Genomic DNA, 14492 nt, shown 5'->3' on the forward strand with positions numbered 1-14492 from the left:
GGGCCTCCGGGGCTGTCACCCTGGACCGCATATTTACGGCGCCGGTGCCCGGAAGCGTGGCCTTACCCGGAACTTGGCGCCACAAATATGCGTAAGCGTCCAGGGCACCACCCCTGCACCCCCACCCCCTCCCGCCGTCGGCGGCCAACCGTCACGTGACGGGCTCACCCGCTTTTCTCGGCCATGGCCATGAGATCGGGGTGCAACCGGCTCTTCGCGCCGGAAAGTTCGACGCCAAGAAGCCGTCCCTGCGCGTCGAAATCGAGGATCACGGATCCGTCCTCGGTGAGTTCCTGCCGGACGGCTTCGCCTGGGCCGATCTCGTCCACCAGGTAGATGTACCCCATGTCCGTCTCGGCGTCGTATGTGACTCGCACCGATTCCCCCTCGTTCGCCCGCCTTTGCCGAAAGGCTACCCGCCGTCAGACGCGAAGCTCGGGCGGGAAACCCGTCCAGCGGAGATGCGGGGGAAGGTGCCCCATGTCGTTGTAGAAGAGCACGGAGGTGGGCCGATCGGGCGCGTAGCGGATGACCGTCAGGGCGGCATTGGCGTGGTTGAGGCCCATCCAGCGCCAATTCGGAGCGTCGAGGGCGGCCCGGACGAGCCAGCCGATGAGGAAGTTGTGGGTGACGACAAGTTCATGGCAAGGCTGGTCGGCTTTGACAGGTCCGGTGAACTGAGTGAGGGCCGCCTGTGCCAGCCGGGGTGCGTGTTCTTCGGCCGGGAACTGAGAGAGGCGGTCGAGCATGGCGTCGGCCGAATCCGGCGGCAGCTCTTGTCTCTTCGGCAGGTAGGGGATGTAGTCCCCGGCCAGTTCCGACTGTTGCAGAGGAACCCCGTCGAGCTGGTCGTGGATCAGCTGGGCGGTCTGCTCCGCTCGTGGCAGTGGGCCGTGGTGGATGGCGGAGAGCGGGCTGCTCCGGAGGCGTTGGCCCAGCAGTACGGCTTGGCGGCGGCCGTTGTCAGTCAGTTCGCTCTCGTCCGGCGATGCCTCGCCGTGCCGGGCGAGGTAGAGGTAGCGGGTAGCCGTCTCGGTCATGGGCGAGGTCCTTCGTCAATGATCTTGTGAGAAGGAAGACGCCCGCAGGCGCCGGAAGGTTCTCCCGCCGCGGCTGCCTGCTAGCGTCCCTGGCGCGATCACGACAGTTAAGCGGGGGTATCGGGTGACACGGGGAACGCAGATGCGGCGACGGGCCAAGCGCTACGGCGGCATTGCGCTGGCGCTGCTCGCCGCCGCGGCGGGGTGGTTCTACTTCAGCGGCGGCTACGACCGCTGGCGGGACGAGGAGTCCGTGGCCGACGCGTGCGACGGCACGGTGGCCGTCGACGAGGTGCGGGCACTGCTCGGCACCGACGACGTCAGCGGCACCACCAGGCACATAGCGCTGGGCAAAACGGCCGGAGGAAAGGACCGGGACGGGTCCGGCCCGCCGGTCATGTGCTGGCTCGACGGGCCGGGCGGGTTCAAGCAGCGCGCCGTGGTCAAGATGGAATGGCGGTCCCAGGCGTGGGGCCCGCACATCGAGTCCGGGCGGGACGCCAGCTCCTTCACCGCAATGGTCCCGGTGCCGATCGGCGCCGGATGGTCGGGCATGGAGACCCTCAGCGACGATGGCGCCAAGGCCACCGTGGTCCTCGACTGCCGGAACACGGACGGTCCGCGCGCCGGGGACAGCCTGACGCTGTTCGTGGACAGCTGGGGCTCACGGCCGTACAAGGAGGCGGCACAGCGGGTCCGGCTGGCCCGGTTCGCAACACGGACCGCGCAGGCCGCCGCCCGCGAGTACGGCTGCGACGCCCGCTTCGGCGGCCGCGTACGGCAGGTGGGCCCGCTCGAGTACGGGAGGTCGGAGTACGCGGAGGCGCCACCACTCGCCAAGGCGGGCGGCACCTGCGCGGGCATCGAACCGGGCTGGCTGATCACCCGTGCCCATGAGACGGCCGCGGGTCGCGCGCCCGTGGAGGATTGCCTGCTGATCGATGACAAGGGCCGGGCCCTGTTCCGCCTGTCCTCCTACTACGGCACCTTCGCGGATGACCAGCGCATGAAGACGCAGACCGGCAAGGAGTTCGACTCGGCGACCAAGCCGCTGCGAACGGACTTCCTCGTCCGGGCCGAGGCGGCGTGCCCCGGCTCACCGCGGCAGGCGGTCTTCGTCGCCGACTACCGCGACTACGACCATGACCCGAAGCCACAGCCGGGGTACGCCCGCGAAGCGTTGCGGCAGTTCGCGGAGCGGTCCGCGGCCCGGCATGGCTGCACGGACGTGAAGGTGTTCTAGAGCTGCCGCAGGTGATCACGCAAGGCTCGGGCGACCTGGGCCATCAGGGCGTCGGCGCCGGGCTGTGTGCCGGCGGGGACGAGGGATTCGGTGAGGACGGCGACGGCGAAGGCCTGGCCGTCGGAGTGCTCGACGACGCCGATCTCGTGGCGGAGGTTGAGCAGGGTGCCGGTCTTGGAGGACCAGGTGGTGGCGTCGGAGCCGAAGTCCGGGGCGAGGCGGTGCCGGATCACGTTCTGGGACATCAAATCCCGGACCCTCCGGGCTACTTCCGGGTCGATGGCCGACGGTGTCCACAGGGCCTGGAGCAGTTCGACACAGGCACGGGCGCTGCCCGTGTTGGCACGCGTGGTGTCGAGCTGCGGCACCCGGTGGCCGCGGCCGCTCGTGCCGGCGTCGATGGCGAGGGCATGCGCGAGATGCGCCTGGGTGGTGTCGAAGCGTTCGACGGGGGTGTCGGCCAGTTCCCGCATGGTGTGCCGGACGGTGATGCCGTGCAGGCCGAGCTCGTGGAGGAGGCCGGCGACCTGCGCGGGCGGGGTGAGGTCGAACAGCGCGTCGGCAGCCGAGTTGTCGCTCACGCAGGTGCTCAGATAGAGCAGGTCGTCGATCGCGATCCGGGCGGGGTGGCGGAACCGGCTCAGCCCGGTGGGACCGGGCGTGGTGATCCGCCCGGGTGCCACGTCCAGCATCGTCGCCCCGTCCAGCTCGCCGCGCCGGATGCGCTCCGCCGTCGCCAGCGCGAGCGGGACCTTGACCAGGGAAGCGGACGGCAGTTGCACATCCGGCTCGATCCCCAGCTCCTCCCCGGTGCGCAGATCCCGGACGAGGAGATGGCCGCGCAGGCCGCCGTCGTGCAGACGCCCGCGCATCTCGCGAAGCAGCGCCTCCGTCATGCGGCCGCCCCCAGACAGCGCGCGATCACATCGCCCAGGCGCGCCTGGATCTGCTGCGGATCGTCGGTGGCGGTGAGGGCGTACCCGCGGGTGACCGTGATATCGCCGAGCGGGCGCCAGTTCAGGGAGAGTTCCCGGGCCTGTGCGGGCGAGCACAGCAACAGATCGCGTGAGCAGAGCACTTCCGCCGCGGCGGTCGTCAGGTCGGGCGCGACGGCGAGCTGTACGGGCCGCAGCCCGACGGCGTCGCGCAGGCGCGTCAGGGGGTCTCGGAGGTGCGGGACGTCGTCCTCCGGCTGGATCCAGATGCGGCGGGCCGGCCCGGGGTCGGCCCGTCCCATCCGCAGCGTCTCGACGTATACGCGCTTCACGCCGAGGTCCTGCGCACCCGCCAGCCCGAGCGGCACCGACCACCTGGCCTCGTCCGGCGGGACCGGGAGCAGGGCGGCGCGCACCTGTTGGGAGCGGACGAGTTCCAGCCGCCGCGACGGCGGGCCGACGCGGAGTTCGAGGGTGACGCCGTGCCCCCGCGCGTCGGCGACGAGACGGGCGAGATCCACGGTGGAGCAGATCCCGGGCACCGCGAGCCGCCACGGCTTGCGCTTCGCGGCCTCCGCCTCGTGCTCCAGTACGTCTGCGGCCAGGACGAGCTGACGGGCCGTCGGCAGCATCTCCCGGCCGAAGGACGTCAGAACGGCCCGCCGTGAGGTGCGCTCGAACAGCCGCTCACCGAAGCGCTCCTCCAAGGCCGCGATACGGCGGCTGGCCACCGGCTGGGACATCCGGGCGGCGGCCGCCCCGACGGTGAAACTGCCGCGCTCGCTCACGCTGACGAACGCGCGACACGCCCCCACCAGATCCACCGCGCCCACCCCTATGTCACATCGGCATGAAAGCCCACCCAAACGTATTGGATCGCATAGCCGCCACGAGGCGAGAGTGGCCTCACCGCCACATCCCCCCCACAGGAGGTCCGGACCATGCGGCACATCCGGCGCGCCCTGAGCGGTGCGCTCGCCACCCTCACCCTCATCCCGCTCGCGGCCTGCGCCCAGAACGATCCCCCGCCGTCGTCACCCCCATCCACCACGTCACACACCAGCGAATTCAAGGACCTTGAGCGCGAATTCGACGCGCGCCTGGGCGTCTACGCCATCGACACGGGAAGCGGCCGGGAGGTGGCGTACAACGACGGCGGGCGCTTCGCCTACAACTCCACCTTCAAGGCCCTGGCCTGCGGCGCCGTCCTGCAAAAGCACTCACTCAGCGGGATGGACAAGAAAATCACGTACTCCAAAAGCGACCTGCTCCCCAACTCCCCCATCACCGAAAAACACGTCGACACCGGAATGACCCTCGCCGAGCTGTGCGACGCCACCATCCGCTACAGCGACAACGCCGCCGCCAACCTGATCTTCAAGGAACTCGGCGGCCCCAAGGCCCTCGACGCCACACTCGAGAAGATGGGCGACAACGACACCCGGATGGATCGCCCGGAGCCATACCTGAGCCGGTGGGTCCCGGGCGAGACGCGGGACACCACCACCCCGCGGGCGTTCGCGAAGGACCTGCGCGCCTATGTCCTCGGGGACGTCCTCGGCAGGGGCGAACGCGCGCAGCTCACCAAGTGGCTGCGGACCAACACGACCGGCGACAACCTCATCAGGGCCGGAGTGCCCAAGGACTGGGTGGTCGGCGACAAGACCGGAACCGGTAGCTACTACGGCGCCCGTAACGACATCGCCGTCGTATGGCCCCCGGACAGGGCCCCCATCGTGATCGCGATCCTGTCGCACCGCGCCCGCAAAGACGCCGAGCCCGACGACCGGCTGATCGCCAAAGCGGCGTCCGCAGTGGCCGACACGCTGTCGTAAGGGCCATCGGCGGGAGGCCGCCGACGGGACGGGAGGGGGTGGGGGTGCAGGGGTGGTGCCCTGGACGCTTACGCATATTTGTGGCGCCGACTTCCGGATCACCCCACGCTTCCGGGCACCGGCGCCGTAAATATGCGGTCCAGGGTGACAGCCCCGGAGCCCCCGCCCCCGCACCACGCACCCACACCAGGCGCACGCACAACGCACCCGCACCGCGAAAACCAACGCACCCGCACCAGGAAAACCGAAGGATCACCCCTCCGCGATCACCACCGCAGACGCAACCCCCGCGTCATGGCTGAGCGACACATGCCACGCCCGTACCCCCAGCTCCGCCGCCCGCGCCGCCACCGTCCCGCGCACCGACAGCCGCGGCTGCCCGCTGGCCTCCGTCAGCACCTCCGCGTCCGTCCAGCGCAGCCCGCCCGGCGCGCCCAGCGCCTTGGCCAGGGCCTCCTTGGCGGCGAACCGGGCCGCGAGCGACGCGATCCCGCGCCGCTCGCCGCTCGGCAGGGTCAGCTCGCGCTCGACGAACAGCCGGTCCGCCATCCCCGGCGTACGCCGCAGCGCGTCGTCGAAGCGGTCGATCTCGGCCACGTCGATGCCGACCCCAATGATCATCGGACGCTCACTCCACGGTCACCGACTTGGCCAGGTTGCGCGGCTGGTCGACCTCGTTACCGCGGGCCGTGGCCAGCTCACACGCGAAGACCTGGAGCGGCACGGTCGCGACCAGGGGCTGGAGCAGGGTCGGGGTGACGGGGATCTCGATCAGGTGGTCGGCGTACGGGGCCACCGCCTCGTCACCGCGCTCGGCGATGACGATGGTCCGGGCGCCGCGCGCCCGGATCTCCTGGATGTTGGAGACGATCTTGTCGTGGAGGACCGACCGGCCACGCGGCGAGGGCACGACCACCACCACCGGCAGGTCCTCCTCGATCAGCGCGATCGGCCCGTGCTTGAGCTCGCCCGCCGCGAACCCCTCGGCGTGCATGTAGGCGAGCTCCTTGAGCTTGAGCGCGCCCTCCAGGGCGACCGGGTAGCCGACGTGGCGGCCCAGGAACAGCACGGTGTTCTTGTCCGCCAGCGTCCGCGCCAGCTCCCGCACCGGCTCCATGGTCTCCAGCACCTGCTCCACCTGGGTGCCCATCTCGGACAGCTCGCGGATCACGGACTGGATCTCGTCGCCCCACTTGGTGCCGCGCACCTGCCCCAGATACAGCGCCACCAGGTAGCAGGCCACCAGCTGGGTGAGGAACGCCTTGGTCGAGGCGACCGCGACCTCGGGCCCGGCGTGGGTGTAGAGCACGGCGTCGGACTCGCGCGGGATCGTGGAGCCGTTGGTGTTGCAGATGGCGAGCACCCTCGCGCCCTGCTCGCGCGCGTGCCGCAGCGCCATCAGGGTGTCCATGGTCTCGCCGGACTGCGAGATGGCGATCACCAGCGTCCGCCGGTCCAGGATCGGGTCGCGGTAGCGGAACTCGCTGGCCAGCTCGGTCTCGCACGGGATGCGGGTCCAGTGCTCGATGGCGTACTTCGCGATCATCCCGGCGTGGTAGGCGGTGCCGCAGGCCACGATGACGACCTTGTCGACCTCGCGCAGCACCGACGCCGGGATCCGGACCTCGTCCAGGGTGAGGTTCCCGGCCACGTCGATGCGCCCGAGCAGCGTGTCGGCGACGGCCTTCGGCTGCTCGGCGATCTCCTTGAGCATGAAGTAGTCGTAGCCGCCCTTCTCGGCGGCGGAGGCGTCCCAGTCGACGTGGTAGGTGCGGATGTCCGCGGGCGCCCCGTCGAAGTCGGTGACCGTCACCCCGTCCCGGCGCGCCTCGACGACCTGGTCCTGGCCGAGCTCGATGGCCTCGCGGGTGTGGGCGATGAAGGCGGCCACGTCGGAGGCCAGGAACGCCTCGTCCTCGCCGACGCCGACGACCAGCGGGGAGTTGCGGCGCGCCCCGACCACCACGTCGGGCGCGTCCGCGTGCACCGCGACCAGGGTGAAGGCGCCCTCCAGCTGCCGGCACACCTGCCGCATCGCCTCGGCGAGGTCGCCGCAGGACGAGAAGGCCTCGGCGAGCAGATGCGCCACGACCTCGGTGTCGGTCTCGGAGGACAGCTCGTGGCCGCGCTCGGTGAGTTCGGCGCGGAGGGTGGCGAAGTTCTCGATGATGCCGTTGTGGACGACGGAGACCCGGCCCGCGTTGTCCAGGTGCGGATGCGCGTTGGCGTCCGTCGGGCCGCCGTGGGTGGCCCAGCGGGTGTGGCCGATGCCGGTGCCGCCGCTGGGCAGCGGGCGGTCGGCGAGCTCCTTCTCCAGGTTGGCGAGCTTGCCGGCCTTCTTGGCGGCGGCCAGCCCACCGTCGGCGAGCACGGCGACGCCCGCCGAGTCATAGCCGCGGTATTCCAGCCGCTTCAGCCCGGCGAGGACGACGTCGAGGGCGGACTGCCCTCCCACATAACCAACGATTCCGCACATGGAGTGCAGCGTACGGCCCGCGGCCGGACGCCCGGACCGCGGCCCACGCGCTAGCCGCCACCTGCCGGTCATCCGCCGCACATCCGGCGTCCACACCGAAGGGCGGCGCGCCGGTCGGCCGGCCGGAGTCCCCCGCGCGTGATGGACCCCACGCCCCGCCCGCCCCACGGGCCCGCGCCGGGCCGCGACAATGAGAGGATGATCACGTCTCCCGCGCAGGACGCGCACCCCGCGCGCACCCCTCGGCGAGCCGAGCCGAGCCCGTACGTGGATCTGTCCCGCGACGAGTGGAGCGCGCTGCGGGACAAGACCCCGCTGCCGCTCAGCGCCGAGGAGGTGGAGCGGCTGCGGGGCCTCGGCGACGTCATCGACCTCGACGAGGTACGGGACGTCTATCTGCCGCTGTCCCGGCTGCTGAACCTCTACGTCGCCGCCACCGGCAGTCTGCGCGGCGCGCTCAACACGTTCCTCGGCGACACCAAGAAGGGCAGCGGCACCCAGCCCGGCACGCCCTTCGTGATCGGCGTCGCGGGCAGCGTCGCGGTGGGCAAGTCCACCACCGCCCGGCTGCTCCAGGCGCTGCTGGCCCGCTGGCCCGAGCACCCCCGCGTCGAGCTGATCACCACCGACGGCTTTCTGTACCCCAACGCGGAGCTCGACCGGCGCGGCCTGATGTCCCGCAAGGGCTTCCCCGAGTCGTACGACCGCAGGGCCCTGACCCGGTTCGTGGCGGATGTGAAGGCCGGCAAGGAGGAGGTGTCGGCGCCCGTCTACTCGCACCTGATCTACGACATCGTGCCGGACGAGCGGCTGACCGTGCGCCGCCCGGACATCCTGATCGTGGAGGGGCTCAATGTGCTCCAGCCCGCGCTGCCCGGCAAGGACGGGCTGACCCGCGTCGGTCTCGCGGACTTCTTCGACTTCAGCGTGTACGTCGACGCCCGCGCCGAGGACATCGAGCGCTGGTACCTGGGCCGCTTCCGCAAGCTGCGCGAGACGGCCTTCCAGGACCCGTCCTCGTACTTCCGCAAGTACACCCAGGTCTCGGAGGACGAGGCGCTGGACTACGCCCGGATGATGTGGCGCACGATCAACCAGCCCAATCTTCAGCAGAACGTCGCACCCACCCGCGGCCGTGCCACGCTGGTGCTCCGCAAGGGCCCGGACCACAAGGTCCGGCGGCTGTCCCTCCGCAAACTCTGAGACACGAACTGGAGCATCACCGTGCTACACCTTCGGCTGATCGTCCCGGCCGACCGCACCGAGAAGGTGGTGCACACCGTGGAGCAGACGGTGGGCACCACTCATCTCGTGGTGCTGCCGGGCGCCGCGCGCAACCCGGTGGGCGATGTGGTGACGGTCGATGTGGCGCGCGAGGCGGGTGATGCCCTGCTGGGCGAGTTGCGCGCGCTGGGCCTGGACGCCGACGGCTCGATAGCCGTGGAGAACATCGACCTGTCGCTGTCCAAGCGGGCCGACAAGGCGGAGGAGGAAGCTCCGGGCGAGGGCGCGGACGCCGTCCTGTGGGAGCAGCTGGCCGAGGCCACCCACGAGGAGTCCACGCTCTCCGTGACCTTCCTGGCCTTCCTCGTCCTGGCCACGATGATCGCGGCCTGCGGTGTGGTGCTCGACAACGCGATCCTGATCGTGGGCGCGATGGCGGTCGGCCCGGAGTTCGGCCCGCTGGCGGGCCTGTCCACCGCGCTGGTCCAGCGGACCCCGCGGCTCGCGGCCCGATCGACGATCGCGCTGGTCGTCGGCTTCGCGGTGGCGATGGTGCTGACGACCGGCTTCAGTGTGCTGATGGACGCCTTCGGGCTGTTCACCAGGGAACAGCTGGAGCGGGCCCGTCCGAACACCGACTTCATCTGGAAGCCGGATATGTTCTCCTTCGTCGTGGCCCTGCTCGCGGGCATCGCCGGCACGCTCTCGCTGACCTCGGCGAAGTCCGGGGCGCTGGTCGGCGTGGCGATCTCCGTCACCACGGTGCCGGCCGCGGCCAACGCGGCGGTGGCGCTCGGCTACGGCGAGATCGACCAGATGTGGGGCTCGACCGAGCAGCTGCTGCTGAATCTGGCCGGGATCGTGGTCGCCGGCACGCTCACACTGCTGGCCCAGAAGTTCCTCTGGGCCAAGCAGCGTGACCGAGCGCTGCGGCGGCTGCGGGGAGAGCGGGCCTAGCCGAGCGCGGACTTCACCGCGTCCGCCAGGCGCCCCGCGACCGACCGGGCCTGGTCGATGTCCGCGGCCTCGACCATCACGCGCACCACGGGCTCGGTCCCGGACGGCCGCAGCAGCACCCGCCCGGTCTCGCCCAGCTCCCGCTCCGCGTCGGTCACCGCCGCGGCCAGCTCGGCGCTGGAGGCGACCCGGGACTTGTCCACGTCCCGGACGTTGATCAGCACCTGCGGCAGCCGCTCCATGACGCCCACGAGGTCGGCCAGCGTACGGCCGGTGGCGGCCACCCGGGCGGCCAGCAGCAGCCCGGTCAGGGTGCCGTCGCCGGTGGTCGCGTGGTCGAGCACGATGACGTGGCCGGACTGCTCGCCGCCCAGGGCGTAGCCGTGCTCCTTCATCTCCTCCAGCACATAGCGGTCGCCGACCGCCGTCTGGACCAGCTCGACGCCCTCGCGCCGCATGGCGAGCTTGAAGCCCAGGTTGGACATCACGGTGCCGACGACCGTGTTCTCGCGCAGGGTGCCCGCCTCGCGCATCGCGAGCGCGAGCACGGCGAGGATCTGGTCGCCGTCGACCTCCTCGCCCGCCGCGTCCACGGCGAGGCAGCGGTCGGCGTCCCCGTCGTGCGCGATGCCCAGGTGGGCCCCGTGCTCGACGACGGCGGCCCGCAGCGGGTCCAGGTGGGTGGAGCCGTAGCCGTCGTTGATGTTGAGCCCGTCCGGCTCGGTGCCGATGGTGATGACCTCGGCACCGGCCCGGGTGAACGCCTCGGGGGAGACGCGGGCGGCCGCGCCGTGTGCCCCGTCGATGACGATCTTCAGCCCGTCGAGCCGGTTGGGGAGGACGCCGAGGAGGTGGGCGACGTATTTGTCGAGGCCCTCGTCGTAGTCGCGGACCCGGCCCACGCCCGCGCCGGTCGGCCGGTCCCACGGCTCGCCCGAGGCGTGCGCGCGGTAGGTGTTCTCGATCCGGTCCTCCAGCTCGTCGGCGAGCTTGTGGCCGCCGCGCGCGAAGAACTTGATGCCGTTGTCGGGCATCGGGTTGTGGCTGGCGGACAGCATCACGCCGAGGTCCGCGCCCCGCTCCCCGGTCAGAAACGCCACGGCGGGCGTGGGCAGCACGCCCACCCGCACCACGTCCACGCCCGCGCTGGCCAGCCCGGCCACCACGGCGGCCTCCAGAAACTCCCCGGACGCGCGCGGATCCCTTCCGACCACCGCCACCGGCCGATGGCCTTCGAAGGTTCCCGCCTCGGCGAGCACATGCGCCGCCGCGACCGACAGGCCGAGCGCCATCTCAGCCGTCAGGTCGGCGTTGGCGACACCGCGCACACCGTCCGTACCGAAGAGTCGTCCCACTGGTGTCCTCCGAGATTACGAGCTGGGGGGCGGAAGCTTGCTTGTAGGTATACGCCCCCTGGTGCCAATAGCCGAACGCCCCGGCGGCACGGGTGGTGCCGCCGGGGCGTTCGAACGAGCGGGCAAGCCGCCGCATGAGCAGCGAAGCCGTGATTAGCGCTTGCTGTACTGCGGCGCCTTGCGGGCCTTCTTCAGACCGGCCTTCTTACGCTCGGTGGCGCGGTCGTCACGGGTCAGGAAGCCGGCCTTCTTCAGCGGGCCGCGGTTGTTGTCCACGTCCGCCTCGTTCAGCGCGCGGGCGATGCCCAGGCGCAGCGCACCGGCCTGACCGGAGACGCCGCCACCCGAGATGCGGGCGACAACGTCGTAGCGGTCGTCCAGCTCGAGCACCTTGAAGGGCTCGTTGACTTCCTGCTGGTGCACCTTGTTGGGGAAGTAGTCCTCAAGGGTGCGACCGTTGATCTTCCACTGGCCGCTGCCCGGCACGATGCGGACGCGGGCGATGGCGTTCTTGCGGCGCCCGGTGCCGGCGGCCGGCTGCGGCTCGCCGAAGCGGGAAGCGAGCGACTCGGAGGTGTACTCCGACTCGATCGTCTCCACGCTCTCGGTGGTGTACTCCTCGACGTCGAGGGGGGTCTCGACGGGGGTCTCGGCGGTGGTCTCGGCCACGATGCTCCTCAGATTCTTTTCGTCTTAGGGGGTGGCCGGGACTACTGCGCGACCTGGGTGATCTCGAACGGGACCGGCTGCTGAGCGCCGTGCGGGTGCTGGTCACCCGCGTAGACCTTCAGCTTCGAGAGCATCTGACGGCCCAGGGTGTTCTTGGGGAGCATGCCCTTGATGGCCTTCTCGACGGCCTTCTCCGGAGCCTTGTCCAGCAGCTCGTCGTAGCGGATGGAGCGCAGACCGCCCGGGTAGCCGGAGTGGCGGTACGCCATCTTCTGGGTCCGCTTGTTGCCGGAGAGGTGCACCTTGTCGGCGTTGATGATGATGACGAAGTCACCAGTGTCGACATGCGGCGCGTACACCGGCTTGTGCTTCCCCCGGAGAAGGGTGGCTGCCTGAGAGGCCAGGCGGCCCAGGACGACGTCGGTGGCGTCGATGACGTGCCACTGACGCTGGACGTCGCCGGGCTTGGGGCTGAACGTACGCACGGTCGTTGCCTTCGCTTCTTCAGTGATGGGGTCTCCCCAGGTCCGCCAGGACCGAGGGGACGGGTCCGAACAAGGCCACCCGGACGATCACGACAGCCTTGGCCGCACATCGGTGACGCAACCGAGTGCCTGCCGCTGGTCATCGGCCCGGTGGACCGGCGTAACGGCCTCTCACGTGAGAACGAGCAAGCCAATACGCATAACGAACTGGCAGAATACCGGCCCGCCCCCGCACGGGTCAAAACACCCCCGGCCGCCACCGCACCACTCACCTCTTACGGGCCACCCGCCCCTCGTCCCAGACCGGCTCCGGCGCCTCCCGCACCACCCCGTCCGCCCCGAAGACCAGGAAACGGTCGAAGGACCTGGCGAACCACCGGTCGTGCGTCACGGCCAGCACCGTACCCTCGTACCGCTCGAGCCCCTCCTGAAGCGCCTCCGCACTCTCCAGGTCCAGGTTGTCCGTCGGCTCGTCCAACAGCAGCGCGGTGGCCCCCGCGAGCTCCAGCAGCAGGATCTGACCCCTTCCTTCTGGGGGACACCCCCAGACCCCCGTGCGCCTGCTGCCCACCCGACAGCTTGTCGAAGCGCTGATCGCCCTGGCGCTCCAGCTCATAGCGGCGCAGCGCGGCTCACCGCTTGCGGGCCACCCGCCCCTCGTCCCAGACCGGCTCCGGCGCCTCCCGCACCACCCCGTCCGCCCCGAAGATCAGGAAACGGTCGAAGGACCGGGCGAACCACCGGTCGTGCGTCACGGCCAGCACCGTACCCTCGTACCGCTCGAGCCCCTCCTGAAGCGCCTCCGCACTCTCCAGGTCCAGGTTGTCCGTCGGCTCGTCCAACAGCAGCGCGGTGGCCCCCGCGAGCTCCAGCAGCAGGATCTGGAAGCGGGCCTGCTGGCCGCCGGACAGCTTGTCGAAGCGCTGGTCGCCCTGGCGCTCCAGCTCATAGCGGCGCAGTGCGCTCATCGCGCCGCCCCGGTCCTTGGCGTGCTCGGTCCACAGGATGTCGACGAGGGGGCGTCCGTCCAGCTCGGGGTGGGCGTGGGTCTGCGCGAAGTGGCCGGGCACCACCCGTGCCCCCAGCTTCCACGCGCCCGTGTGGCCGACCTCGTCCCCCGCCAGCAGCCGCAGGAAGTGGGACTTGCCCGAGCCGTTGCTGCCGAGCACGGCCACCCGCTCGCCGTAGAAGACCTCCAGGTCGAACGGTTTCATCAGGCCGGTGAGCTCCAGCCCCTGGCAGGTCACCGCGCGCACGCCGGTGCGGCCGCCCTTCAGCCGCATCCGGATGTCCTGCTCGCGCGGCGGCTCCTGCGGCGGGCCCGCCTCCTCGAACTTCCGCAGCCGGGTCTTCGCGGCCTGGTAGCGGCTGGCCATGTCGGAGTTGTACGCCGCCTTCTGCTTGAAGGTGAGCATCAGCTGCCGCAGCTTGGCGTGCTCCTCGTCCCAGCGCCGCCGCAGCTCCTCGAAGCGGGCGAAGCGCTCCTTGCGGGCCTGGTGGTACGTGGCGAAGCCGCCGCCGTGCACCCAGACGTCGCTGCCCGCCGGGCCCGGCTCCACGCTGATGATCTTCTCGGCGGAGCGGGCCAGCAGCTCCCGGTCGTGGGAGACGAACAGCACCGTCTTCTTGGTCTCCCGCAACCGCTCCTCCAGCCAGCGCTTGCCGGGGACGTCGAGGTAGTTGTCCGGCTCGTCCAGCAGCAGCACCTCGTCGGCGCCGCGCAGCAGCGACTCCAGCACCAGCCGCTTCTGCTCGCCGCCCGACAGGGTCCGCACCTGGCGCCACTGCGCCCGCTCGTACGGAACGCCGAGCGCGGCCATGGTGCACATGTCCCACACCGTCTCGGCCTCGTACCCGCCGGCCTCGGCCCAGTCGCTGAGCGCCTGGGCGTATTGCATCTGCGCGGGCTCGTCGTCCCGGGTCATGATCGCGTGCTCGGCCTCGTCCACCGCCTCGGCGGCCTTCCGGATGCCCGGCCGCGCGACCGAGACCAGCAGGTCCCGCACCGTCCGGTCGTCCCGCACGGACCCGACGAACTGCGGCATCACGCCGAGCCCGCCGCTGATCGTCACCGAGCCGCCGTGCGGCTTGAGCTCGCCCGCGATCAGCCTCAGCAGCGTGGTCTTCCCGGCGCCGTTGGCCCCCACCAGCGCCACCGCGGCGCCCTCGCCGACCCGGAACGACACATCCCCGAGCAGCACCCGTCCGTCCGGGAGGTAGTACTCGAGATGTCCTGCCTCCACATGTCCCATGGACCGGATTGTGACCTCCGG

General features: G+C 70.8%; 14 protein-coding genes and 1 pseudogene. 4 read left to right on the forward strand and 11 right to left on the reverse strand.

Annotated features, from left to right (window positions below):
- Window positions 1–164 precede the first annotated feature (164 nt).
- Window positions 165–377, reverse strand: a complete 213-nt coding sequence (locus tag ABTY62_RS38220) for a DUF2283 domain-containing protein (RefSeq protein WP_352133984.1) — start codon at window positions 375–377, stop codon at window positions 165–167.
- A gap of 45 nt (window positions 378–422) precedes the next feature.
- Complete coding sequence (locus ABTY62_RS38225) at window positions 423–1040, reverse strand: histidine phosphatase family protein (protein ID WP_352133985.1); 618 nt, start codon at window positions 1038–1040, stop codon at window positions 423–425.
- A 142-nt stretch (window positions 1041–1182) separates the two neighbouring features.
- Here ABTY62_RS38225 and ABTY62_RS38230 point away from each other — a divergent pair, with 142 nt between their 5' ends.
- The gene (locus tag ABTY62_RS38230) at window positions 1183–2283 is read left to right on the forward strand and encodes a hypothetical protein (RefSeq protein ID WP_352133986.1); all 1101 of its coding nucleotides are present in this window, start codon (window positions 1183–1185) and stop codon (window positions 2281–2283) included.
- On the opposite strand, the gene ABTY62_RS38235 is transcribed toward ABTY62_RS38230, so the two are convergent.
- Together ABTY62_RS38235 and ABTY62_RS38240 are read right to left on the reverse strand one after the other, a co-directional pair.
- On the reverse strand, window positions 2280–3179 hold the full coding sequence (locus tag ABTY62_RS38235) for a serine hydrolase (protein WP_352133987.1): 900 nt from the start codon (window positions 3177–3179) through the stop codon (window positions 2280–2282). The two genes, ABTY62_RS38230 and ABTY62_RS38235, sit on opposite strands and share 4 nt — an antisense overlap.
- Window positions 3176–4042 (reverse strand): LysR family transcriptional regulator, encoded by an 867-nt coding sequence (locus ABTY62_RS38240; RefSeq protein WP_352133988.1) that lies wholly within the window; start codon window positions 4040–4042, stop codon window positions 3176–3178. Before ABTY62_RS38240 ends, ABTY62_RS38235 begins: the two co-directional genes overlap by 4 nt.
- 117 nt (window positions 4043–4159) lie before the next feature.
- On the opposite strand from ABTY62_RS38240, the gene bla reads away from it, so the two are divergent.
- Window positions 4160–5053, forward strand: coding sequence for a class A beta-lactamase (gene bla, locus ABTY62_RS38245; RefSeq protein ID WP_352133989.1), 894 nt, complete (start codon window positions 4160–4162; stop codon window positions 5051–5053).
- 252 nt (window positions 5054–5305) lie between these two features.
- On the opposite strand, the gene ABTY62_RS38250 is transcribed toward bla, so the two are convergent.
- Together ABTY62_RS38250 and glmS are read right to left on the reverse strand one after the other, a co-directional pair.
- On the reverse strand, window positions 5306–5674 hold the full coding sequence (locus tag ABTY62_RS38250; protein WP_311726687.1) for a holo-ACP synthase: 369 nt from the start codon (window positions 5672–5674) through the stop codon (window positions 5306–5308).
- A 7-nt stretch (window positions 5675–5681) separates the two neighbouring features.
- Complete coding sequence (gene glmS / locus ABTY62_RS38255) at window positions 5682–7529, reverse strand: glutamine--fructose-6-phosphate transaminase (isomerizing) (protein WP_352133990.1); 1848 nt, start codon at window positions 7527–7529, stop codon at window positions 5682–5684.
- Window positions 7530–7727: 198 nt separating this feature from the next.
- On the opposite strand from glmS, the gene coaA reads away from it, so the two are divergent.
- Window positions 7728–8732 carry a type I pantothenate kinase gene (gene coaA, locus ABTY62_RS38260; RefSeq protein ID WP_352133991.1) on the forward strand — a complete coding sequence of 335 codons (1005 nt, stop codon included), beginning with the start codon at window positions 7728–7730 and terminating at the stop codon, window positions 8730–8732.
- A gap of 21 nt (window positions 8733–8753) precedes the next feature.
- Entirely contained in the window at window positions 8754–9710 is a 957-nt protein-coding gene (locus tag ABTY62_RS38265) for a DUF389 domain-containing protein (RefSeq protein ID WP_352133992.1), read from the forward strand.
- On the opposite strand, the gene glmM is transcribed toward ABTY62_RS38265, so the two are convergent.
- From glmM to ABTY62_RS38290, 5 genes and pseudogenes are all read right to left on the reverse strand, one after another.
- Window positions 9707–11065 (reverse strand): phosphoglucosamine mutase, encoded by a 1359-nt coding sequence (gene glmM / locus ABTY62_RS38270; protein ID WP_352133993.1) that lies wholly within the window; start codon window positions 11063–11065, stop codon window positions 9707–9709. The two genes, ABTY62_RS38265 and glmM, sit on opposite strands and share 4 nt — an antisense overlap.
- A 153-nt stretch (window positions 11066–11218) precedes the next feature.
- Window positions 11219–11734 carry a 30S ribosomal protein S9 gene (gene rpsI / locus ABTY62_RS38275; RefSeq protein ID WP_352133994.1) on the reverse strand — a complete coding sequence of 172 codons (516 nt, stop codon included), beginning with the start codon at window positions 11732–11734 and terminating at the stop codon, window positions 11219–11221.
- Window positions 11735–11775: 41 nt separating this feature from the next.
- Window positions 11776–12219, reverse strand: a complete 444-nt coding sequence (gene rplM, locus ABTY62_RS38280; protein WP_311726681.1) for a 50S ribosomal protein L13 — start codon at window positions 12217–12219, stop codon at window positions 11776–11778.
- A 268-nt stretch (window positions 12220–12487) separates the two neighbouring features.
- A pseudogene (locus ABTY62_RS38285) lies at window positions 12488–12845 on the reverse strand (P-loop NTPase family protein); the annotation flags it as partial.
- Between the two features lie 6 nt (window positions 12846–12851).
- On the reverse strand, window positions 12852–14471 hold the full coding sequence (locus tag ABTY62_RS38290; RefSeq protein ID WP_352133995.1) for an ABC-F family ATP-binding cassette domain-containing protein: 1620 nt from the start codon (window positions 14469–14471) through the stop codon (window positions 12852–12854).
- Window positions 14472–14492 lie beyond the last annotated feature (21 nt).

Source organism: Streptomyces sp. NPDC097640, from assembly GCF_040302705.1.
Classification (GTDB): Bacteria; Actinomycetota; Actinomycetes; order Streptomycetales; family Streptomycetaceae; genus Streptomyces.

Bases quoted from the DNA above. Each gene is read 5' to 3' on its own strand.
- bla (WP_352133989.1), top strand. From the start codon at position 4,160: ATGCGGCACATCCGGCGCGCCCTGAGCGGTGCGCTCGCCACCCTCACC.
- glmS (WP_352133990.1), bottom strand. From the start codon at position 7,529: ATGTGCGGAATCGTTGGTTATGTGGGAGGGCAGTCCGCCCTCGACGTC.
- ABTY62_RS38225 (WP_352133985.1), bottom strand. From the start codon at position 1,040: ATGACCGAGACGGCTACCCGCTACCTCTACCTCGCCCGGCACGGCGAG.
- coaA (WP_352133991.1), top strand. From the start codon at position 7,728: ATGATCACGTCTCCCGCGCAGGACGCGCACCCCGCGCGCACCCCTCGG.
- ABTY62_RS38235 (WP_352133987.1), bottom strand. From the start codon at position 3,179: ATGACGGAGGCGCTGCTTCGCGAGATGCGCGGGCGTCTGCACGACGGC.
- ABTY62_RS38230 (WP_352133986.1), top strand. From the start codon at position 1,183: ATGCGGCGACGGGCCAAGCGCTACGGCGGCATTGCGCTGGCGCTGCTC.
- ABTY62_RS38250 (WP_311726687.1), bottom strand. From the start codon at position 5,674: ATGATCATTGGGGTCGGCATCGACGTGGCCGAGATCGACCGCTTCGAC.
- ABTY62_RS38290 (WP_352133995.1), bottom strand. From the start codon at position 14,471: ATGGGACATGTGGAGGCAGGACATCTCGAGTACTACCTCCCGGACGGA.